The organism is Cognatundibacterium curvum (assembly GCF_014284235.1).
GTDB classification, from domain to species: Bacteria; Pseudomonadota; Gammaproteobacteria; order Burkholderiales; family Burkholderiaceae_D; genus Undibacterium; species Undibacterium curvum.
This window is the reverse complement of sequence record NZ_JACOGD010000009.1, coordinates 1-22,736: the sequence shown is the minus strand read 5'-3', so window position 1 is coordinate 22,736 and position 22,736 is coordinate 1. Positions and strand designations below refer to the sequence as shown.

General features: G+C 51.8%; 17 protein-coding genes. 7 read left to right on the top strand and 10 right to left on the bottom strand.

Annotated elements, in window-relative coordinates; all coding sequences use genetic code 11:
* Nucleotides 1–41 precede the first annotated feature (41 nt).
* Nucleotides 42–1,598 (bottom strand): RCC1 domain-containing protein, encoded by a 1,557-nt coding sequence (locus H8K43_RS16145; RefSeq protein WP_186904795.1) that lies wholly within the window; start codon nucleotides 1,596–1,598, stop codon nucleotides 42–44.
* Between the two features lie 924 nt (nucleotides 1,599–2,522).
* Between H8K43_RS16145 and H8K43_RS16140 the strand changes: the two genes are divergently transcribed.
* Nucleotides 2,523–3,218, top strand: coding sequence for a DUF3334 family protein (locus tag H8K43_RS16140; protein ID WP_186904893.1), 696 nt, complete (start codon nucleotides 2,523–2,525; stop codon nucleotides 3,216–3,218).
* 131 nt (nucleotides 3,219–3,349) lie between these two features.
* Here H8K43_RS16140 and H8K43_RS16135 read toward each other — a convergent pair whose 3' ends face one another.
* The 4 genes from H8K43_RS16135 to H8K43_RS16120 form a co-directional block, all read right to left on the bottom strand.
* Entirely contained in the window at nucleotides 3,350–5,053 is a 1,704-nt protein-coding gene (locus H8K43_RS16135; protein WP_186904794.1) for a lactate permease LctP family transporter, read from the bottom strand.
* Nucleotides 5,054–5,124: 71 nt separating this feature from the next.
* A complete protein-coding gene (locus H8K43_RS16130; protein WP_186904793.1) occupies nucleotides 5,125–6,576 on the bottom strand; it encodes a LutB/LldF family L-lactate oxidation iron-sulfur protein in 1,452 nt (483 codons plus the stop codon).
* 10 nt (nucleotides 6,577–6,586) lie between these two features.
* Entirely contained in the window at nucleotides 6,587–7,306 is a 720-nt protein-coding gene (locus H8K43_RS16125) for a LutC/YkgG family protein (RefSeq protein ID WP_186904792.1), read from the bottom strand.
* Entirely contained in the window at nucleotides 7,303–8,127 is an 825-nt protein-coding gene (locus H8K43_RS16120) for a (Fe-S)-binding protein (protein ID WP_186904791.1), read from the bottom strand. The genes H8K43_RS16125 and H8K43_RS16120 overlap by 4 nt, the downstream gene beginning before the upstream one ends.
* A 110-nt stretch (nucleotides 8,128–8,237) precedes the next feature.
* On the opposite strand from H8K43_RS16120, the gene H8K43_RS16115 reads away from it, so the two are divergent.
* The gene (locus H8K43_RS16115) at nucleotides 8,238–8,963 is read left to right on the top strand and encodes a FadR/GntR family transcriptional regulator (RefSeq protein WP_186904790.1); all 726 of its coding nucleotides are present in this window, start codon (nucleotides 8,238–8,240) and stop codon (nucleotides 8,961–8,963) included.
* 168 nt (nucleotides 8,964–9,131) lie between these two features.
* On the opposite strand, the gene H8K43_RS16110 is transcribed toward H8K43_RS16115, so the two are convergent.
* Complete coding sequence (locus H8K43_RS16110) at nucleotides 9,132–10,883, bottom strand: sensor histidine kinase (RefSeq protein WP_186904789.1); 1,752 nt, start codon at nucleotides 10,881–10,883, stop codon at nucleotides 9,132–9,134.
* Between the two features lie 1,131 nt (nucleotides 10,884–12,014).
* Here H8K43_RS16110 and H8K43_RS16105 point away from each other — a divergent pair.
* Nucleotides 12,015–12,602 carry a TetR/AcrR family transcriptional regulator gene (locus H8K43_RS16105; RefSeq protein WP_186904788.1) on the top strand — a complete coding sequence of 196 codons (588 nt, stop codon included), beginning with the start codon at nucleotides 12,015–12,017 and terminating at the stop codon, nucleotides 12,600–12,602.
* Nucleotides 12,603–12,671: 69 nt separating this feature from the next.
* Here the strand turns inward: H8K43_RS16105 and H8K43_RS16100 are convergent, their stop codons facing one another.
* Nucleotides 12,672–12,938: a DUF2798 domain-containing protein gene (locus tag H8K43_RS16100; protein ID WP_230404048.1), complete on the bottom strand. Its 267-nt coding sequence runs from the start codon at nucleotides 12,936–12,938 to the stop codon at nucleotides 12,672–12,674.
* Between the two features lie 235 nt (nucleotides 12,939–13,173).
* Nucleotides 13,174–13,572 (bottom strand): rhodanese-like domain-containing protein, encoded by a 399-nt coding sequence (locus H8K43_RS16095; protein ID WP_186904786.1) that lies wholly within the window; start codon nucleotides 13,570–13,572, stop codon nucleotides 13,174–13,176.
* 95 nt (nucleotides 13,573–13,667) lie between these two features.
* Here H8K43_RS16095 and ftrA point away from each other — a divergent pair, with 95 nt between their 5' ends.
* On the top strand, nucleotides 13,668–14,675 hold the full coding sequence (gene ftrA, locus H8K43_RS16090; RefSeq protein ID WP_186904785.1) for a transcriptional regulator FtrA: 1,008 nt from the start codon (nucleotides 13,668–13,670) through the stop codon (nucleotides 14,673–14,675).
* A 106-nt stretch (nucleotides 14,676–14,781) separates the two neighbouring features.
* Nucleotides 14,782–15,441 carry an energy-coupling factor ABC transporter permease gene (locus H8K43_RS16085; protein WP_186904784.1) on the top strand — a complete coding sequence of 220 codons (660 nt, stop codon included), beginning with the start codon at nucleotides 14,782–14,784 and terminating at the stop codon, nucleotides 15,439–15,441.
* A 205-nt stretch (nucleotides 15,442–15,646) separates the two neighbouring features.
* On the opposite strand, the gene H8K43_RS16080 is transcribed toward H8K43_RS16085, so the two are convergent.
* Both H8K43_RS16080 and H8K43_RS16075 read right to left on the bottom strand, forming a co-directional pair.
* Entirely contained in the window at nucleotides 15,647–17,299 is a 1,653-nt protein-coding gene (locus H8K43_RS16080; protein ID WP_186904783.1) for an alpha-glucosidase family protein, read from the bottom strand.
* A 117-nt stretch (nucleotides 17,300–17,416) separates the two neighbouring features.
* Complete coding sequence (locus H8K43_RS16075) at nucleotides 17,417–18,418, bottom strand: glucokinase (RefSeq protein ID WP_186904782.1); 1,002 nt, start codon at nucleotides 18,416–18,418, stop codon at nucleotides 17,417–17,419.
* A gap of 380 nt (nucleotides 18,419–18,798) precedes the next feature.
* Here H8K43_RS16075 and H8K43_RS16070 point away from each other — a divergent pair, with 380 nt between their 5' ends.
* Together H8K43_RS16070 and H8K43_RS16065 are read left to right on the top strand one after the other, a co-directional pair.
* Nucleotides 18,799–21,471 (top strand): alpha-1,6-glucosidase domain-containing protein, encoded by a 2,673-nt coding sequence (locus H8K43_RS16070; protein WP_186904781.1) that lies wholly within the window; start codon nucleotides 18,799–18,801, stop codon nucleotides 21,469–21,471.
* Nucleotides 21,472–21,781: 310 nt separating this feature from the next.
* Entirely contained in the window at nucleotides 21,782–22,453 is a 672-nt protein-coding gene (locus H8K43_RS16065; protein ID WP_186904780.1) for an energy transducer TonB, read from the top strand.
* The last annotated feature ends 283 nt before the right edge of the window (nucleotides 22,454–22,736 follow it).

Here is a 22,736-nt window from a genome sequence, read left to right as displayed (position 1 = left end):
AAATTGAGTCTCCAGGGTCTACATTCCGTGAGCATTCAGCATTAGTTGCTAAATGGGATTTTGGTAAGGTTGGCGATGACAGAACTACTATCACCACCCGCCCAGGCATCTCCCCACGTCACGTAAGAGCCGTCTTTAGCTACCGCCAGAAATGCACCATAAGGTGTCGCATAAATGGCGCGAATATTGACCAGCTTTGCGGCCACATCTGCACTGTCGCCACCTTTACTGCCCATACCCCAGGTCACGACGGTACCGTCAGATTTCAATGCAGCGAATGCATATTTGTTAGCTGTGATGGCCACGACTTTAGTCAGACGCGCCGTCACTGCTGAGCTGTCACCACCATTTTGCGGATCACCCCAGGTAACAACGCTGCCATCTTGTTTCAATGCTGCGAATGCGTACTCAGAATTCACGATCGACTTCACATTGACCAGTGAGGACTGAACTTTATTCAGGCTGTCATTCATACGGATAGCGTCGCCCCAGGCGACGACTGAGCCATCTTCTTTCAGGGCAGCGAACGCAGTATTGGTCGAATAAACCTGCGCGACATTAACGAGTAACTTAGCCACTGAACTGGCGTCTGCGGAATCTACTTCACCGACATAACCAAACGCGGTCGCAGCTTTTTTAGCATCAACCGCGACGCCTGCATAACCGTTCATGAATAATCTGGCCGCCCCTGTTACTTCAGGAACGGGTACCGACTGGTCGTCTCCGGTATGTCCGTAACCGTATCCCCAGTTGACCACTGTGCCATCTTTACGCAGCGCCAGGAAGTCGTAATTGCCACCTACAATTTGTGTAACATCTTTCAGGATAGCAGTCACATAACTGGAATCTCCTCCAGTACTTTGTTTACCGAAAGTAACGACCGTACCATCTTTTTTCAGGGCAGCATAAGAGCCCTCATTACTGACGATAGTCTGTACGTCTTTCATGGCAGCTTTTACGGCAGGACTGAAACCCAAGGTTTGATTGACCATCAATACATCAGGATCCTTCATGCCACGGGCACGTCCCCATGCGGCTACTGTGCCATCTTTTTTTACTGCAAAGTAAGCGACTTTACCCGGAATAATCGAGGCAACATCAGTCAGAGGATCGGTCGCAATTGCCCCGGTGGCTGGATAGGCGAGTTTTGGATCTGCAATACCGACAAAGCTACTTCCCCATGCTTTCACCGTTGCATCAGGCAAAATAGCGGCAAATCCACGCTCAGAAGGATAAAGCTGAGAAACGTTGGTGATGGTGGCGGACAATGCACTACCCGCACCCCAGACCGGATTGCCCCAGGCAATCGGGCTTCCAGATTTCAGGACTGCAAACGCTGCAGCGGAGCTGAAGACAGAGTTAGCCGCCAAGGTTTGTGAAGCAGTCACATCATTGCAGCTGGCGGTCGCTACCACTGCTGCATCGGGTTGCGTATCTTGTATGCTGAGCCCGCTACCGAGCTTCACGCCACCCGCGGTAGCCCAGCTGACTGTTGGTGCAGTTAAGCAGTTACTGCTATTGATAACCGCAGTTAAGGTGCTGCCCCTGGCGCCGAATACGTCGATATTGACTTCAGCCTTAGGTTGAGGCTGAGGCACAACTTCGCCCTGAGAGGAATCGCCCCCGCAACCTGCAACCATCATCCCTACGGTCGAGGTTAATAAAATGGATTTATAGTGTCTCATATAATTAATGTTATCCAGAGAATTGATGAAAATTTGAGCGATTAGTTTTCACAAAGCAAGCAAGCAATCCAAACTTGGTAAAAAAATTTTCACTCATGGCTATATTAGCCATAAGACCCGTAAAAAAAGATACTTTTGTAAGCAATTCGATATAAATTATTACATTAACGTTACAAATACGTCCCTATTCCGCAACATAAGCGATGCATTGAAAACCATAAAATTGCTATATAAATAATTTATTACATTATTCCGGCAGTCGAACCCAGCAATTCAGATCGCTTAAATGAACATACTTAGCAAGATGTGTTTATATGTCAGTCGAAAAACTCGCGGTCCAAAGTTCGGCGCCTGCACTTTCATGCAAAATCTAACAATGTCCTGGTTGATCGCTCGCCAATGATGTGACACCATTGGATTGTTCGCCATTCGAAAGTCAGGCTGTATGCACCTCATCACAGATCACAGGTGTTGGTTGCTATTTGGCAACCCAAAAACCCGCTAAGCAGGCATCTGCTGCGCCATTTGAGCGCTGGCGGCTTAAACAAGTGGACGCAGCAGCGTTCGTTCAGTATTCTTCCTGTATCTGGATGAAAGTATTTTTCTGGGACAAGATTTCAAATTACGCATAGCCAAATACAAAGCGACATGAATTGCCTAAGCACGCAATCTGAATATCATTGAGAAAAATCGCCATCCCCAACTGAAAGCATCAATATCACGACCGTCCATCACGAATTCGCACAGTCTGTACCGGTTTGGTGACACGGTAACCGGACATTTGTGTGTATTTTGAACGACGTGATTATTTTTAGGCAATAAATGAAGGAGTTAACCATGGTCTCGGAAGAAACGGGTGTCGTCTACGGAACAGAGGATTTACTGGCGAGTTTGTGTAACTCGGTGATCCGCGTTCTGAATGTGGCGACACATAGCAAGGTGCATTATTCCGCGATGGTGCAGCGTATTACCAAGATCGGTCTGAAGCCGGACATCGGCTGTTTTGTACTGTTTGATGGCGGTTTTTCAGGGCTGGTCGTGTTGAATTTCAACGGCGAGACTGCCTTGGAAATCTATGAAAAATACATGCTCAATATGGGCATGCCTAAATCGGAACTGGCCACCTCATTCACTTCCGATGAAGTCGCGAATATTCTGGGCGAACTCATGAATCAGATCGTGGGTGATTTCACCGGCAAGATACGTCGTGAACTGCAAACCAATATCACGCAAAATCAGCCGAAAATGCTGGTGCTGACCAAACAGGTCATGTTGAGTGTGGATACCCCGCTGGACAGGCCGGAACTGCGCCGCGTCTCCTTCTTCACTGAGAAAAATAATATCTTCTATCTGGAACTGGCGATAGACCGTACCGAATTCATCAAGCTGCATGATTTCGATGCGCATGAAATACCGGATCCGGATGCACTGCTGGACTTCGAGCAATCAGGCCAGGACGCCAATGCCGCGCCGGCTGCTGAGCCAGCCGCAAGCGATGATAACGATGAATTGCTCAAGTCTTTAGGCATGTAAAACAGACGCCAACGCTCTGCTCTGAACGGCACCTGCGGGTGCCGTTTTTGCGTCTGCGATCCGCCAGGCACTAAAAAAAACCCGCTGTCAGTAAACATAGCAGCGGGTTTTCTCTATTCAATCTATCAAAATCAGTGTGGAATAGTCCACGGTATCAGATAGGCCTGTATGCAAGTCATGATGCCGATTACGCAGGCAAAGAACAGACTATGCTTGAGCGTGAAGCGGAATAATTCTGACTCCCGGTTCACCAGTCCGGTTGCAGCGCAGGCCACCGCGATGGATTGCGGTGAAATCATTTTGCCAGTCACACCGCCAGTCGTATTCGCAGCAACCAGCAAGGTATTGGACACATCGATCTGGGTAGCTGTGGTGTTTTGCAGCGAGCAGAACAAAGCGTTCGACGAGGTATCCGAACCAGTTAGGAATACACCCAGCCAGCCCAGGAAAGGCGAGAAGAAAGGAAACGCCACACCGGTACCTGCCAACAGCAGCGCCAGCGTCGACGACATGCCGGAATAATTAGCAACAAACGCAAAACCTAATACCAGGCCGATGGACAAGACCGGACGCTTGAGTTCAAGCACAGTTTCCGCGAATGCCAGCACCGCATCACGTGGTTTGAGACGCAACAGGATGGCAGACAGAATAGACGTCAGCAGGATAGCAGTGCCGACCGCGGACAGCAGATCGAGTTTGAGTATGGCTTCATACGGTTTAGGGCTGGCGACGATAGGTGCAGTCTTCACCACCAGCTGATCCAGAAACGGCACATGGAATTTCAAGACAGTGCCAGCCAGTGCACCATTCGCTGCAAACAAGGCTTTGAAGGGTTTCAGGCTCCAGATCGTAACGATCAGGGTCAGCAGTCCAAACGGTGCCCAGGCACGGATAGTCTGTGCGGTGGAATACGGGGAACGACGCTGTTCACGTGTGCTGCCGGCATTGCCTTGTGCTGCGCCACCTTGCAGCGACAAGGCTGCGGCGCCGCCACCAACATGCTGCACCTGACGCGCGCTGGCCGGGCTCCAGTATTTCAGGAACACGGTTAAGCTGATCAGGCTGACCAGTGCCGAAGTAATGTCTGGTAATTCAGGACCAATGAAATTCGACGTCAGATACTGGGTCACGGCAAAGCTGCCACCCACTACCAGCGCGGCTGGCCAGGTTTCACGCACACCTTTAAAACCATCCATCATCCACACCAGCCAGAATGGGACGAATACAGACAGGAAAGGCAATTGACGGCCAGCGGTAGCACCGATCAGGAAGGGATCAATCCCGGTGACCTGACCTGCCACGATAATCGGTATCCCCATCGCACCAAATGCCACCGGCGCAGTATTAGCGATCAGGCACAGACCCGCTGCATACAGCGGATTGAAACCCAGACCAACCAGCAAGGCAGAGGTAATCGCGACTGGCGCACCGAAGCCTGCAGCGCCCTCCAGAAAAGCACCGAACGAAAAACCGATCAGCAGCATCTGCAAACGCTGATCATCGGTGATCGATAACACCGAGGCGCGTATTACTTCGAACTGACCGGTTTTTACGACGATTTTGTACAGGAACACCGCAGTGATAATGATCCATGCAATCGGCCACAAACCATACGCAAAACCATAGCCAGCCGCAGCCAGCGCCTGCGTCAGCGGCATTCCATATTCAAACACCGCAACGGCCAATGCCAGCGCCAGCGTGATGGCGGCAGCGATATGACCTTTGATACGAAACACGGCCAGCGCCACAAAGAAAAACAGGATAGGAATACTGGCGACCAGCGCCGATAAACCCAGGCTCCCTAAGGGCGTGTAAATCTGATTCCAAACTTGCATTCTGGTCTCCTCCAATATGCATTTATTAAATTGAATGTAGCGGCTTACAACGAAACAGTGTCAGGCCCGGCTCAGTCGGTTTTCCCTTTGTCTTTGAGCAATTCGGAAAAGCTGCGCGGGGCCGGTTTTAAGGGGGTGCGGTGTGCGGTCCAGCCCATCTGTGCGGTCGGCGTCAGATGTCTGAAGCGCGTCACCATCCAGCGGAAGCTGCGGTATAACTTAGGCGTGGCATACGCGCCGCTCCAGAATTTCCAGATCATTTTTTCGCTTTGCGAAAAATGTGCGCCCTGCCCTTTTAAAGGATGTGCAACCTGCTCTTGCGGATGGCGGTTGGCCTCGGTGCGCAGGCGTATCAGCAATTCAGGAATTGGTATCCGCACCGGACACACTTCCGCGCAGGCGCCGCATAATGAAGAAGCCGTCGCCAGATCGGCGGTGCTGTCCAGCCCCAGCAAATGCGGTGAAATGATTTTGCCTATCGGCCCCGGATAAGTGGTGCCATAGGCGTGACCACCGATACGCGCATACACCGGGCAATGGTTCATACAGGCACCGCAGCGTATGCATTGCAGCGTACTGCGCAATTGCTGATCGGCGTAAGCCTGACTGCGGCCATTGTCGAGCAAAATCAGATGCATCTGGCGCGGGCCATCTTTTTCACCGGCACGGCGCGGACCAGAGATCAGATTGAAATACGTGGTGATCGCCTGACCGGTTGCAGAGCGCGTCAGCAGACTGGACAAGGGCACGATGTGCTCCAGTTTCTCCACCACTTTTTCTATCCCCATCAAGGCGATATGCGTGTCGGGCACGGTAGTGGTCAAACGCCCATTGCCTTCATTCTCGACCAGCCACAAAGTACCGGTATCAGCAGCGGCGAAATTCACGCCTGAGAGTCCGATGTCGGCGTCAATAAAGGCCTGACGCAGCGCGCGGCGACCCGTCTGGATCAGCGTATCGACGTCTTCGCTGTAAGGCGTATCGGGAATATTGTCGGCAAATAAGGTGCCAATATCCTGCTTGGTTTTATGGATTGCGGGCATCACGATATGCGAAGGTTTTTCATCGGCCATCTGCACGATGTATTCCCCCATATCGGATTCCAGACAATGAATGCCATGCTGTTCCAGCGCATGGTTCATTTCGATTTCTTCGCTGACCATGGACTTGCCCTTGATCACACGGGTCGCCTGTTGCTGGCGCGCGATCTGCAAAATCAGCTGATTCGCTTCCTCTGCATTTTGCGCCCAGTGCACTTGCACACCGGCTTGCGTCAGCCTGAGCTCGAGCTGTACCAGTAAATCCGGCAGGCGTGCCAGCGCGTGCTGACGTATCGCTTCGCCCAGATCGCGTAATTGTTCCAGTTCGCTTTGATCCGGAAATTGCACACTGCGTTTATTCTGTAAAAAATCCATCGCGCCGCGAAAGCTCTGGCGCAGCTTAGGATCATTCACAGCGGCTTTGCTGCGCGCCTGGAAATCAGCGGGGGCGACAAACTGTAAAGGCTGAACCTGGTTTTTCATCTTTTGCTCCTTAAGCCAGCTTATCGCTAAGCTCACTGGCCAGCTCATCGCCAAGGTCATCGATCAAAACCACCCACAGCGCACGCGGACCATGTGCTCCATAGGCCAGGGTTTGCTGAATATCGGAAGTTTTGGACGGGCCGGAAATCATTACCAGATTACTGGGCATACCTTGCGCCCAGCCCTCAGCCTGACAGGCGGTGTACAGATCGGCGTGTAACTGACTCGCATACAGCAGCGCGATATGCAGCGGCGGCACCAGCGACATCGTGCGCGGCATGTCCGGTGCAGCGGCAACGATCAGGGTGCCGGTACTGGCGATGGCTGAGCGCACCACCGTAAATCCGGCATCAATCTGTTCAAACAAAGCCTGCTTCCAGTGTTCTATAGGCTGATCAAAATCCAGCAGTTCAAACTGCGCCGGCAAGCAAGCTTGCAAGGCCTGACTCGCAGGATGCGCGGTATGGGTCAGCACACGCCTGACTGTCGTCGCACTTAATTTTTGAGCCAGTTGTGCTGGCCAGTCGGCCTCTTTGCAGCACAGGACTTCGGCATGTAACAGCTCCAGCTGTTTTTGCATTTCACTGAGCAAATATGCGGCTGCTGGCCGCTTTTTGGCCTGAAAGTGTTGCTGGATGCGGGCATCCAGTTGCGCCACCGGTGCCGCTGGCGCACTCTGCTGTGCCGCAGTTCGCAAACGCTGCAAAATCAGCTCACGCGCGGCGCTCATACTGGCTCTCCTGCGGGTTTGTTGGATGGCAGATCGGCTTGCAATGCATCGGCTGCATTGGTACGACGCCATAAAAAACTCGCCATGTGTTCAATGCGGACTGGCTGCTGTTGGTATTCAGCGGCATGGCGCAGATTCAGCAGGCAGCCACAATCGGCTGTGACCACGCCTTGACAGGAAGTGGCACGCAAGGCGGCCAGTTTATCCATTACCATCGCACCGGAGATGGCGGGATGTTTGAGTGAGAAGGTACCGCCAAAGCCACAGCATTCGGATTCACGCTGATGTTCCGCCAGCGTCACGGCGTGCAGTTGCGCCAGTGTCGCCACGCCGTGCTGCCGGGTACCCATCTCACGCCTTGCGCCGCAGGACGTATGCAAAGCAACGCGTTCGGTCTGGGTATTGGCCTGCGCCAGCTGCGCGAAATCCAGCTGCAATACCTGCTGCAAATATTCAGTGAGTTCAAACACACGTTCCGACAAATTGGCTGCGCGTTGCGCCTGCTGCGCATCATCAGCAAACAGCCTTACCCAGTGATGGCGCATCATGCCAGCGCAGGAGCCAGAAGGAACGATGACCGGCCAGTCTTCAGTAAACAAAGCCATCTGGGCGGCAGCCACGGCACGTGCCTGCTCAGGATTGCCGCTGCTGTAAGCGGGCTGGCCACAACAGCTTTGCTGTTCGGGATAGTGCACCGTAATGCCTTCCCGTTCCAGCAGGCGTACCGCATCCATGCCGGCCTCGGGCACAAACATATCGACCAGACAGGTAACGAACAGGTAAACGTGTTCAGATCGCTTGGGATAGATTCTGCTTTGCACGCGGGTCTCCGGCTGCTGATTGTGACGATTTATAAGTAAAAGTTTTGCGTATAATCTCAGCGACCTGACAGATCACCAAATTGGTAGGACCAATTGATACGGAATACACAATGACGACAAGCAGCCGAGGCCGGGTAGAAGAAGTAATGCGTAAGCTGGAGAGTGCGCTGCTGGATGGCAGCCTGCCCAGTGGCAGCCGTTTAGCGCCGGAACGCCAGCTGGCGGAGCAATACACGGTGTCGCGCAATACGGTACGCGAAGCGATACAGCGGCTGGCAGCGCGCGGCCTGTTACGCGTCAAACCCGGTGCCGGTGTGTTTGTGAGTGAACAATTGCGCAGTCATCTGCCTTCGCCGTGGGCGCAATTAGTCAGCGATCATCCGGCGTTACGCTCGGATATTCTGGAATTCCGGCGCGTCTTAGAGGGAGCCACCGCCTATTTCGCGGCACAACGCGCCACTGACAGCGATAAACAAAAAATCCGTAGTCTGATGCTGGCCCTGAAAACCGCGCATGACGAACAGGATACCGTGGCCGAATCCGATGCCGACGCACAGCTACATGAAGCAATTGCGATGGCTTCGCACAATGTGATGTTCCTGCATTTACAGACCAGCATCATCAGCATGTTACGTGAACACATCACCGTCAACGGCGTCGGTATGCGGCAACAGGACCCGGTGATTTCAGCTCAGCTGATGCAGCAGCACCAGGCTTTTGCCGATGCGATTTGCGATGGAGAACCCGAAGAAGCACGCACTGCCATGCATACCCATATCGACTTTGTACGGCGCTATTTCCGGCAAGACGAAGATACGCAGGCCAGTGGCAGTTAAAGAATTGGTTGTACCAGTGAGCCAGCACAGCGGTAGTTGTCGCTAAAAATTGGTCCTGATCCACCTGGCTAAGGGCTAAAAGTGGCTCAAACGAGCCACCTGACAAAATTTTCAAGTGAACGATGAAGATTTTTCAGCGCAATGTGCACAGTTCGCAGCGGCATATCATTACCAGATTTCCCAAGTACTGGTGGCCTGATTCAGATAACCACATTGCAGCAAGGCTGACGCAAAGTGGCCGTTGTCGACCTCAGCCAATATGCCAGGCATTACCTTTTCCATCAATTGTGGGCCATAGCCGTCGGGGCTGAGCGCAAAATGGCGGCTGGCACGCAAGGCTACCCGTATGCCCGGCACCGGAACAAAGATATGTCCATCCACCTGCAGCGCCAGATCATCCCGCATAGAAAATGGCGCGAGTATGGCATCGACTTCGCCCTCCGCCAGCATGAGCACCATTTCATGCCAGTTTTTCAACTCCAGGCAATGCTTCACGCCAAGCTGCTGCAAAGTCGTCCAGTCCACGCTCCAGTCTTTACTGCAAACAAAGCGCAGATCACGCAAGTCTTCTTTTTTGCGGCAACGTAAAGCCATTTCATTGCCGGGTAAAGTGTAAATACCAACCAGGGATTGCTCTGCAGTGATGACGGGCGCAGACAGCAGCACCTCGCTTGCAATGGCCTGTGCATCCGTTTCCCATACTGTGGTTCCCAGCACGGATAACTGCGCGGTTTGCAGCATACGCAGCCCGGTCGCATAGTCGGTCACGGGTACCAGCACGGCCTCCGACTCTGGCAAATAGTCGCGCAAGGCCTGCATCAGAAAGCGCAGCTCGACCAGATCCCGCCTTATCCTGTCAAAACCGTCAAAAGCCGGAGACGCTGCATCATAAGCCAGGCCCTGCTGCAACAGCAATTGCCAGTCATCGTACACATCTTTCGGTACCCCGACTTTGATGGTTCCCGTGGACACATCGGGCGCTTCCAGCGGCAAATACACCGTAATCGTCGTGCCCACACCGGTCTTGCTTTCCACCAGCATACGGCCACCGAGTACAAAACTGACCAGATGCTGACACACATGCAGTCCCAGTCCACAGCCTGCTTTGCCTATTTTTTTGAGCAACATGGGTTGCAGTATTTCTTTGAGCAAGGCTTCGTCGATACCCTGACCATTATCGGAAAAAATAATCCTGACTGTGTCATCATCGGATTTGCAGGCTTTAAGACTGATCAGGCCCTGCTCCACGCCATCTAAAGCATGCACAAATGCATTATTAAACAGGTTAAGCATCAGTTGCGTAATCGCACCCGGATAAGAGTTCATCACGATGCCGTATTCCACCTCGATCAGCATCACGTGATTGGAGAGTCTGACCCTGCTCTGCAAGGCTGCACAGCTTTCATCCAGCATAGTCTGCAAGGAAAATTCACGTTTCTGGCTATTGCGCTGACCCGATACCAATTGCTTTACGCTGAGCATCAGATCATCCACCTTTTGCAGGTTCTGACTCAGCATGCTGGTACCCTGCTGAAACTGGGCAGAGAGATTACGCAAACCGCTGCGCGTGGCTTCGCCTTCCGCCATTTTTTTTAACTGGACGGAGGCATCCGCCAACGTGGAATTCAACAGGACCAGATTACTGACTGGCGATACCAGCTCACTGGCCACGCCATGCACCAGCGCATCCAGCATCAGATAACGCTCATTTTCCATGAACTGATGCCGCATCTGATCTATTTGCTGCAAGGCTTCAATCAGACGCTGATTGCTGGTATCCAGCGCTTTCGTCAAACTATCGGCCCGTTCTTGCAATATGGCAAGCTGAGCGGCATCCTGATAACTTTGCGTTTCCAGCGCCGATAAGCTGCGACTGTCTTTCCATCTCAGATAGGCGCTGAGGAGCCATGTCAGCAGCAATCCTATCAACAGTAACAGCCAAGCTGAAAATACGCGGGAGCCGGATAACGGCCATGCAAGCAGGACACTCACAAACGCAAGCATGCCAGTCAACGTAATACCAGTCAGCAAATAAGTCCAAACAGCTTTGCCTGGATAGCGTTTCTCAAATCCCAAATTTTTCTCTCTTTCCCAAAAATAGCACTTCACCTACACCATTACGCAAGACAGCAATATTGCGAAAACAAGGCAAATGCCTGGAGCCAGATAACATTACATTGGTTGGGTGCAAAGCCTGCCGCAGGTGCCTGGCCTGGTGAGTCAAATGGAGAAGTTGCACACTGTGAGTGGAATACAACAAACTCAGACCTGGCCTTCCAGGCCGGCGATCCGGTTACAAGCGCAACGCAGCGCCAGAAGAACCTGTGAGCCTGGTGAAACTTGCCGCTCTGCATTTGGGCTGTATGCAGCCCGTGATCTTTATGCATAAGCTAAATGCTCAATGTTGGCGCTAACTGAAAATGTCAACAACCCTGGTGTATGGAAAGATCGTTACGTCAGACTTAGGTCAATCTCTGGCAGGGCACGCTAAGGGTGCTACAGCTTGTGCAAGCTGCTGCGCAGCACGCCGTCACGCAGCCAGCGTGGCCAAGACTTAAGTTCAGGGATTATTGTTACATAAAGAAGTAAAGCCCAGCTTCGCAATTTGCAAATAGATACATTTCAGTGAAATCAAATATTGGATTTACCCAAGTACAGAAAACATTTCCCTTATGCAACCGTGCTCACTTGCGAGAATTTTTTTCTTATTTTGGGCAGCGAGTGATTTCAATCTGAAAACAGACGTTACTTATTGTTACTTCAAATTAGAGAAAATTAGCATCAAAACGTCGTTTAATGCATACTTTGTTTTGTCGCAGAACAACTTCCCTTTTTATGAAATTTAGATGGTAAGTTGTACGCAACCAGAGCATTTTTCGATATTATCTAAATCTCAATTAAATATTGACGAAGAATAAATTTAGCATTCCGGACGTCTCCGACATTAATCTCCATTATGATCCATGCTTTTTGCTGGTTCGTCCCATGCCTTTTTTGTCATTAAGTAAGATCAGCTACTCCATTTAACGCACAATTTGCATATCTACGCTAATGAAGAACGATAGACGCGTCATTGACGCCGCCACCTTAGAAAACTTACGTCGTACGATATTGACGATGTTTGCAAAAAATTCATTTAACGACGTTGGCATACGCGAAATTTGCAAAAAAGCCAGGGTCAGCCCACAAACGATATACAAGTATTTCGGCAGTAAAGAAGAAATGTTGTATGCCTGCGTGCGCCAAGACATAGAAAAGTTAAATGAACAGGCATTGGCAGCGGCACGCCGCCCACGCTCAGCCGATCAGCAGATACGTGCTTTTTTTGAGGCATGGGTGCAATATTTCGCTAAAAACCCGAATATCGCCAGCATCGTATTTTTGAATATCCCTCAGACTTACTGGGTAAGCAAGCGCCACTTCCTGCAGTTGCGCGTGAGTCTGGCGGGCCATGCAACCATCAAGCGTGGACAAAAAGCCGGTGTTATTACCAAGAAAATCGACCCGATTCTGTTACAGGATTTGATGATGGGCGCTTGTCACCGCGTGATGATACGCTGGCTGACTTTAGAGAAAAACAATCTGCCTGCACTCAGCAAGCAAATGATTACCGGCATCATGAATATGATCAAAGCCTGATCAAAGCCTAATCAGGTTGCACAACAAAAAGCCAGCAAACGCTGGCTTTTTGTTGTCTTCGCGATGGAATCAAACTGAACGAACCAGATAGCCGGTGAGCTTCCTGACGACAGGCAAGGCGATTAACAAGGTGGGGAATGCAAATAGCCAGGAGATGCCCCAGGCGCCCAGCCAGACATGTATAAAGCTGGGAGACCAGCCCAGGCTGCGCAAAGTGCTGATGGCAGATACCACGCAAGTCATCAAAATCGACAACAAGAACGGCATTACCAGTGACGCATAGCGAGCCGGTAATTTAGGCAATCCGAAAATAGTGTTTGAGGTATGTAACTGCATATATTTAGCTTCCATAAGCGACCAGAGCAGCGCCCGCCAAGCAAACTACGCATAGCGACTGCACCGGTTCTGGCCGGTAACAGTGGGCGCGTTGCTTGACGTTAAACGCTTACGGATGTGTATTTTCATACACGACGCCGGGCATTATAAATGAAATTCACGGGTATGGAAGCAGCACAGACATCCGTGCAGCTGCCTCATTCAGCTCCACCCGCTCAAAATACAGCCCCCCCCTTCAGACTGCTTCTGAAATCAGTGGAAAGCCCTCATCGATCCAGCCTGTCACACCACCAGGCATGGTTTTGACTGGCAAGCCGAGACGGGCCAGCCGTATCGCCGCGCGTATCGCTCCATTGCAATGCGGCCCCGCACAATAGACGACAAACAAAGCCCCGGCAGCATAGTTCTTCATGGTTGATACCACGATTTTTCCATGTGGCAAACTGATCGCACCCGGTATATGTCCAGCCGCATACATGGCATGGCTGCGCACATCCAGCAACACAAAATCCTGCTGTCCGCTATTGATTGCATCCTGTACATCCCAGCAATCCGTTTCCCATTCCAGCATGGCAGAAAAATGCGCCAGTGCGCGTGGACTGTCTGCTGCAGCAACTTCGGTAACCAATGACATCGCATTTCCTTTCAGGCTAAGTATGGACATTATTTTGACTTGAATATATGCCTGGCACCAGTGGCACTTAAGTCAATCTACGTTAAGATTACGCCATGAAAAATCATCTGGTTGCGGCACTTGCTTATGAAGGTTTATGCACTTTCGAATTCGGCTGTGTAACCGAAGTATTTGCCCTGCACAGACCGGAATTACAAACCGATTGGTATCAGTTTGCAGTGTGCAGCCTGACCCCATACCACATGCGGGCTGCAGGCGGTTTGCGTATTCAGTGCGAACACGATCTGAGCCTGCTGGCACGCGCAGATAGCATAGTCATTCCGGGTTGGCAGGGGGTGGAGGTGCCAGTTCCTATCGAACTGACTGAGGCTTTACGCGCGGCAGCAGCACGTGGCGCCAGAATTGCCTCTATCTGCTCGGGAGTTTTCGTGTTGGCCGCAGCAGGTTTGCTAAATGGAAAAACCGCAACCACACACTGGCGTTACGCTGCAGAGTTGCAGCGTCAATTTCCTGCGATTCGCGTCAATCAAAATGTGTTGTATGTCGATGAGGGCAACATCGTGACATCGGCCGGATCTGCTGCAGGCATCGATATGCTGCTGCATCTGGTGCGCAAAGATCACGGTGACCGTATCGCCAATCTGGTGGCACGCCGCATGGTGGTATCCGGGCATAGAGATGGCGGTCAGGCCCAGTATTTACCGCGTCCGGTATTACCCGCCGGGTCCGGTGGGCTGCAAGTCCTGATGCAGCAAATCCGTGCGGAACCGGGGCAAAGTTATCCCCTCGCGAAAATGGCCAGGATCGCGGCAGTCAGCATACGTACCCTGCAGCGTCAATTCACTGACAGTACCGGTATGTCACCGGGTGTCTGGCTGACCCGCGAACGCATTGCCAGCGCCTGTGAATTACTGGAAGAAACTGCCCTCCCACTCGCGCATATCGCCGCACACTGCGGCTTCGGCTCCGAAGAAAGCATGCGTCATCATTTCCGGCTATCGCTACACTGCAGCCCCTCGCGCTACCGGCGTCAGTTCGGCTTGATGAATAAGCTCGAAAGTGACAATGAGGACACGCTTGAGACCATGTCCACACTGCGTTGACGTTTTTAAATTGAAGTTTTTTAATTGAAGTTTTTTAATACCGGTATGCGCCACTGCAAAATAGCTGCAGCCTGACTATGCTATAAGCAAGTCAGGAGAGAACATCATGGGAATCTTTTATAGTCCGCTCAGCCTGTTCTGGGCATTGATGCTGGCCGCCCCGGCGGCACTGGCGCTGCTACATGCGCTGCGTTCGGTGCGCAAGGCGCAACTGGAACAGCCCACCGTTTTTTCAGCCTGGTGTGCCAGCATCATTCTGCTAGCCCTGATCTGGCGTATGCGGGTCCCGGTGCTGCCTGATCTGCATCTCCATCTGAGCGGTGTTGCGCTGTTTAGCCTGATGTTTGGCCGCCACCTCGCAATTTGCGGTATCAGTATCGCGGTCGTGCTGTACACCTTTGAATACGAAGGCAACTGGTCAAATCTGGGCGCAAACATATTGCTGCTGGCTGTTATCCCATGCTGGCTCAGTGATTTACTGTTGAAAAAGACCCAGCAATATCTGCCACTTCATATGTTTGTGTATTTGTTCGGCAATGGCTTCTTTGGTGTCTTACTGGTCAATGCCAGTGTGGGAGGCAGTACGATGCTGTTGCGCAGCCTGCTATTCCCCGAAGCCACACTACCAGCCGATGCGATTGCCTACATGCTGTTGCTGGTATGGGGAGAGGCATTTCTGGTGGGGTTTCTGGTCACTATCTTTGCGGTGTATCGCCCCGCGTGGTTGCTGACCTTTGACGACAATCTTTATTTGCGTGGCAAATAAAAATTTCCTTCAATGAACTAACGCGTCTTGCAAGGCAAAAACGAAGCGAACACCGGCCGCGATGAGCCCTCATTCAGTCTGCACCACGCGGGAACAAGCCAGGAAAAGTCAGACGCAGACAAGGCGCTGCAGCATAGACCTGTATTCATTGCCAGTAACAGTTACAGCAAGCACCAACGCTGCGCCAGCGTCGCATAATGCGTCTTCAGTTTGATTGCAGACCAAACCAGCCACCCCAGGCTGGCAGCGTCAGCACTGCGCCATCACGTTCGTAAGGCAATTGCACCGCCTCCAGCGTGCTGGCTCCTGCAATGTCCGGCAGATTCAAAGTCACGGTATCTGGCGACAAATTGAACGCAGCAAATACTTGCTGCTCACCCAGGCGACGCGCTAACAGCAGTACCGGTTCAGGCGCATCGAGGAAGCGTATATCGCCGTGTAACAGCACCGCTTGCTGCTTACGCCAGCGCAAAATATGGCGTACATAATTGAGTACAGATTGTGGATCGGATTCCTGCTGGTCTGCAGCTTTCGGCAAATGTTCTGCAGGCACAGGCAACCAGGGCTTTTGTGTGGAAAAGCCGCCATACGGTGCAGCCGCCTGCCATGGCATAGGCGTACGACAACCGTCACGTCCTTTAAACTCTGGCCAAAAGGTTTTACCGTAAGGGTCCTGAATATCTTCAAACGCAATTTCGGCCTCGGTCAGACCAAGCTCATCGCCCTGATACAAACAGGGTGTGCCGCGTAAGGCCATTTGTAAGGCGTAGATCATTTTCGCGAACGCCGGGCTTGGTGCAGCGCTGCCCCAGCGCGACATGACGCGTGCCACATCGTGATTACCCACTGACCAGGAGACCCAACCGCCTTTAACGCGTGACTCATATTGCTCAACCTGTTCGCGGATATAGCCCGCGGTGACTGATGGCGTCAACAGATTGAAGCTGTAGGCCATATGCAGCTTATCTTCACCTTCAGTATATTGCGCCATCACGGACAGCGAATCGTCGGCACCGACCTCACCAATCGCCACCGCATCATACTCATTCAGTAAAGCCCGCACACGCTGTAGGAAGGCCAGATTTTCCGGTTGGGTTTTATCATAAATATGCGCTTGCATGCCGTAAGGATTGGTATCCTGCACCGTCTTGGTATCGCGCTTGGTCGCGGGCGGATTGCTGCGCAATTGCTGATCATGGAAATGGAAATTACATGCATCCAGCCGGAAGCCGTCCACACCACGCGCCAGCCAGAAACGCATCGCATCCAGATGCGCTTGCTGCACGTCAGGATGATGGAAATTCAGATCCGGCTGGCTGGTCAAAAAATTATGCAGGTAATACTGGCGACGACGTGCATCCCATTGCCAGGATGAGCCACCAAATACCGACAGCCAGTTGTTCGGTGGCGTGCCATCCGGACGCGGATCAGCCCAGACATACCAGTCGGCCTTAGGATTATCGCGGCTCTGGCGACTCTCGATAAACCAAGGGTGCTGATCCGAGCAGTGCGACAACACCTGATCAATCATAATTTTGAGACCGAGACTATGTGCTTTTTCCAGCAAGCGATCAAAGTCTTCCAGCGTTCCGAACAGCGGATCAACATCGCAATAATCGGAAACATCGTATCCAAAATCCGCCATAGGCGATTTAAAAAACGGAGAAATCCAGACCATATCCACGCCCAGCGCCGCAATGTAATCGAGTCTTGCGGTAATACCAGGCAAGTCACCGACACCATCGCCATTGCTGTCTGCAAAACTGCGTGGATATACCTGATAAATCACCGCCTCACGCCACCACTGCGGAGACTGGGTAGGATGCACTGAATTTTGCAAATCGTTGGAAGTTTTCATAGCCTTCTATCTTTTTATACGGATACCCAATTGCTGCGCCTTCATACTTTGAGGCAGGCAAAAAAAACGGATGAAATCAAGCTGATACAGCGCTGCACCTGTCCTGCCGCATGCGCGTCACGGACTATGTGCCTGATCACGCAGATGCTCGTCGAGTATCGCGGAGACGCCCAGAAATGCAGGGTATTGGGCAGTAATCACGAAAGTCGGAATCTGAGCCAAAAATGCAGAAAAGCGCCCCTTGGCCTCAAAGCGCTGACGGAAAGCAGACTGTACAAAGAATTCGCCCAATCTTGGCACGATGCCGCCACCGATGTAAATCCCGCCGCCCGCACCCAGTGTCATCGCCAGATTACCCGCTACCGTACCCAGCATAGCGCAGAACAAAGACATGGTCTGATGAGACAGCGCGCAACTGCCATCCAATGCATGCTGACTGATCTCTGCGGCAGTCAATGGCATGTGCAGTTCCACATCGCTCAATTCAGCGATCACGCGATACAGCAGTTCTATGCCCATACCGGAAATCAGGCGCTCCGCTGATACATGAGGAAAGTCACGCCAGATACGCTCCAGTATACGGGTCTCTAACTTATCAACCGGTGAATAAGTGACGTGCCCGCCCTCACTGCATAGCGGTATCCAACGCTGACCGCAAGGAATAATGCCAGATACACCAAGTCCGGTTCCGGCACCGATCAGCCCGATGACCTTGGCGGGCTGTGGCGTACCTCCGCCTATCTGTACTTTTTCGCTGATACTAAGATGTGGCAAGGCCATCGCCAATGCGGTGAAATCATTCACCACCAACAGCGTATTCAACTGCAGCGATCGCTTTAGCTCCTGGATAGAGAAACTCCAGTGATGATTGGTCATACTGACGATGTCACCCACAACAGGATTAGCAATTGCAATCGCCGCATCCTTAATACCGTCACAGCACAAACCATCCTGTTGGATCGATTTCAGATAAGCCAGAATCGCGCTGCGCAAATCCGGGTAGGCATTACAGGCGAATACCTGCACCCGCTCAAATTGCTGCGGACCGACTTCGATAGCAAAACGTGCGTTTGTACCGCCGATGTCGGCCAGCAGGCGGGGGGTCACGTCAGCTTGCATTGTGATTTCCTGCACCGTTTTCTCACTTAAAAAAATTTCCGGGGTCAATTGTGAACCACAGGTGTCTGGCCACAGTGCCAGCACACAATATGTAGGAATACTACATTCATTCTGGAATACTGTCTATTTTTTTACCCTTATCACCGATCACTCTTGAAAGAACAACGACTTCACTTCCCCTGAGGGCACAATAATGTTAAATTTCCGAGATATTCAATGTAGTCAAACTACTTAACTACAACATCATAATGACTGAGACAATTTCTTTGTTGCGCGCCATACGACCCCACGCAGCATTTGTGCTGCTATTTGCGGCAAGCACATCGTGCTGGGCCGCTATCAATACAACTAAGTCCACACAAGATCTGACGGATTGCGACATGCACAGCCACCAGGCCGTTTTGCAAGCCAGTCAACTCAAGCAAAATCAGGCTCGTGCGCAATGGCTGAGCGCCACGCTGATCCATTGGTCAGAGCAAACGGCTGACGCTGCTACCGGGCATTACCGTCTTTACTATTCGAACCCGGCAAGATTGCACATCGCACAAGATGGCAGCATGCAAGGTGAGGATGGCAAGCTGACACTGACACCGCTCACACGCTTTGCGGCCAAACCAACCCAAGCACAATTTCAGTATCTGCCAGCAGGGCTTCAATTCCAGTTACAGCAATCCCCTGACCGGATACGACAATTACTGCACTCGCAACTGATCATCGCAAAAGAAGATAGCAAGGGCAGAGTCCTCAGCTACACCCATTTGCAGCATGCTGCTGCACTCGATGCCTTATATATAGATGCGCAACAGGCCACACTCGGCGTCAGTCTGCCTAAGCAAGATGAAAAAAATACCCGGACGCACTTTCAGTTATGGGCACCAACTGCGGCACAAGTTGCGGCCTGCGTTTATAAGAATGGCAAAGCGCATGCAAGCCAGCTCAGCCCCATGCGTTTTGACACTGCGCGTGGCACCTGGCATACAGCACTGAAGCAAAATCTATCCGGCCATTACTATCGCTATCTGGTGGACGTGTATGTACCAGGCACCGGCATAGTACGTAATCTGGTCACAGACCCCTACTCCATCAGCCTCAATACCGATTCGCAACGCAGCTATATCGCCGATTTAAATGCAGCCAGTTTAAAACCGGCCGGATGGGATCGGCAACAACGCCCGCAGCGCGTCAAAACGGCGACAGACATGGCGATCTATGAATTGCATGTAAGGGATTTCTCGATTTCAGATGACAGTGTGCCGCATCGTGACCGGGGTAAATTTCTGGCTTTCACACACAGTAATGCCAAGGGCATGCGACACCTGAAAGAATTAAGCCAGGCTGGCCTGACCGATGTCCATCTGCTGCCAGTATTCGACATTGCAACTATCCCGGAAAAAAACTGCATCAGCCCACGCATCAACAGCAAAGGTGCAGATCCTGAGGCACAAGCTGTGATCGCAAAAATCGCTGATAAGGATTGTTTCAACTGGGGCTATGACCCTTACCATTACAGCGCACCGGAAGGTAGCTATGCCAGCAATCCCGAAGATGGTGCCGTCAGAATCCGCGAATTCCGTCAACTGGTACAGGCTCTGCATCAGGCCGAGCTCAGAGTGGGCATGGATGTGGTCTACAACCATACTGCCTACACTGGTCAGCATGCACGCTCCGTGTTGGACCGTATCGTACCCGGCTACTATCATCGCCTGAGTCCAAGCGGAAAAATCGAAGACTCAACTTGCCAGCCTTGCGGCAATACCGCAACTGAGCACATGATGATGGCCAAGCTGATGACGGATTCAGTACGTCTCTGGGCTAAACAATACCAGATCGATTCTTTCCGCTTTGATTTGATGGGGCATCAGCCACGCGCTGTGATGGAACAACTCAGGGATCAGCTGACAGCCGATAACGGGCGCGCCATACAATTGATCGGCGAGGGTTGGAATTTCGGTGAGGTCGCTAATAATCAGCGTTTTGTACAAGCCAGCCAGCTTTCATTAAATGGCAGTCAGATTGCGACGTTCAGCGACCGCGCGCGGGATGCCTTGCGCGGTGGCGGTCACGGCGACACACCTATCAGCATGCGCCAGCGCCAGGGCTATATCAACGGCATGCTGGATCGCCCGAATAGCAGCATTACCCAGGCATACACGCAGCAAGAAAAAATGCGTGCAGCAGATATGGTCAGACTAGGCCTGGCCGGATCAGTCGCCAGCTATCGTATGCGAACTGCAGATGATATTGAGCGACGTCTGCAGGATATCGATTACAACGGTCAGCCTGCTGGCTATGCGAGCCAGCCAGGTGAAGTGGTCAATTACGTAGAAAACCATGACAACCAGACCTTGTTTGATCTGAATGTCTACAAACTGCCGGACAACAGTACGTCTGAAGACAGAATGCGGGTGCAGGTGCTGGGCCTGGGCTTTAACTTACTCAGTCAGGGCATACCCTATCTGCATGCGGGCAGCGAAATCCTACGCTCCAAATCCATGGATAGTAATAGCTATAATTCCGGCGACTGGTTTAATGTCCTCGACTGGAGCTATCGCAGCAATGGCTATGGGCGCGGGCTGCCACCTGCTAAAGATAATCAGCAGTTCTATCCGCTGTTACGCCCCTTATTAGAGAACACCGCTATCAGAGCAGGGCAGACAGATATCCTGAGCACTAAGGCAGCCGTAATGGATTTATTAAAAATCAGGCAGAGTTCAGGCTTGTTCCGGCTCAGCGATGCCACTGAAATTAATCAGCGTTTACGCTTCTTCAATACCGGTGCTCAGCAAAATCCAGCCTTAATCGTGATGCAGCTGGATGGCAGCAATTTACCCGGCGAAGCATACCGTCGCATCATCGTCATTTTTAACAGCGCCGATACAGCACAATCGATACAGATTCCTGGGCTTAATAATCTGCCTTTACAACTGCATCCTGTGCATCAGAATACCGTGGCAGGGGATCGCAGAATCGCACAGGAAGCCAGGTATGACGCGGCACACGCCGGTTTTTATGTTCCCCAACGCAGTATCACCACATTTACAGAATTAAATTAAGATGTAGTGATCAAGCAATATCCAGTCGCGAAAATTTATGTGATACTGAGTTTCACCGATGTTTTTTTGTACAGGAGGAGCATCTATCCAGCGCATGACAAAACGCCACGACAGCAACAAACAGAATTAATATTTAACCCATAATGTGCATAGCAGGATCGAAAAAATTTCTGTAAATGTTTCTATATTTGGAAAAATTCTGGCTTAAGTACAAAAAATATGAAAAGTTTTCAGTCATAAGACGAAAATTTTTATTCAACAGCGGTTATTATTAGCGCCTTCGTATTCTTAGATTGAGGAGACAGTCGGAATGGATTTTTCAGATCGCCAGCAAGAGCCGGGTAAGAAGTTCCTGGGCATAGGGCTGGTAGTGGCATTTCACGCGGTATTGGTGTACGCACTGGCCAATGGCCTGGGCACCAAGCTCGTTGAAATCGTTCAAAAGCCCCTAGAAACAAAAATCGTGGAAGAGGTCAAACCGCCTCCGCCACCACCAGACACGCCACCACCACCGCCGCCGAAACTGCTGGCTCCGCCGCCACCATTCATTCCGCCGCCGGAAGTGCAGGTGCAGCCACAGGTACAGCCACAGAACACTATTTCTGCTACGACCAGCCAGAAGCCGGAAAACCCAACTTTCACCAAGACAGCGCCACCAGCGCCGCCAGCGGCTGAAACCAAGTCCACCGGCCCGGTCAGCGTGGCACCTGTGATCGACTTCAATGTGGGCGGTTGCAAACCGGAATACCCACGCGCTTCGCTGCGTAATGAAGAAACCGGTATCACCACCTTGGCCGTACTGATCGGCGCAGACGGTACCGTCGCCGACGTCAAGATCGAGAAGTCCAGTGGCTTCCGCGGTCTGGACAATGCGGTCCGCTCCCAGTTGTTGTCCGGTGCCTGCAAAAACAAACCAGGCACAGTGGATGGCAAGCCACAACAAAGCTGGACCAAAGTCCAGTACGTCTGGAAGCTGGATTAAGGCAACAGGCAAGAACGGAGTCAGCTCCGTTCTACCCACCGCCCGTCATTCCTGAGGAATTACAAACGAGCGTAAGCCACCCCGGTGGCAAGCGCTCATACAAAAACAGCAGTAAGCACGACCAACCTTAAATAATTTGTTTAAAGGAAGCACCATAATGAAAACCCGTTTCTCCGCATTCCTGGCTGCCGCCGTTCTGGCCCTGACCGCAGCTGTTGCCGCTCCAGTCTTCGCAGAAGAAGCTTCTGCCACTGCAGCCTCCGCAGCACCAGCCACTTCCGCA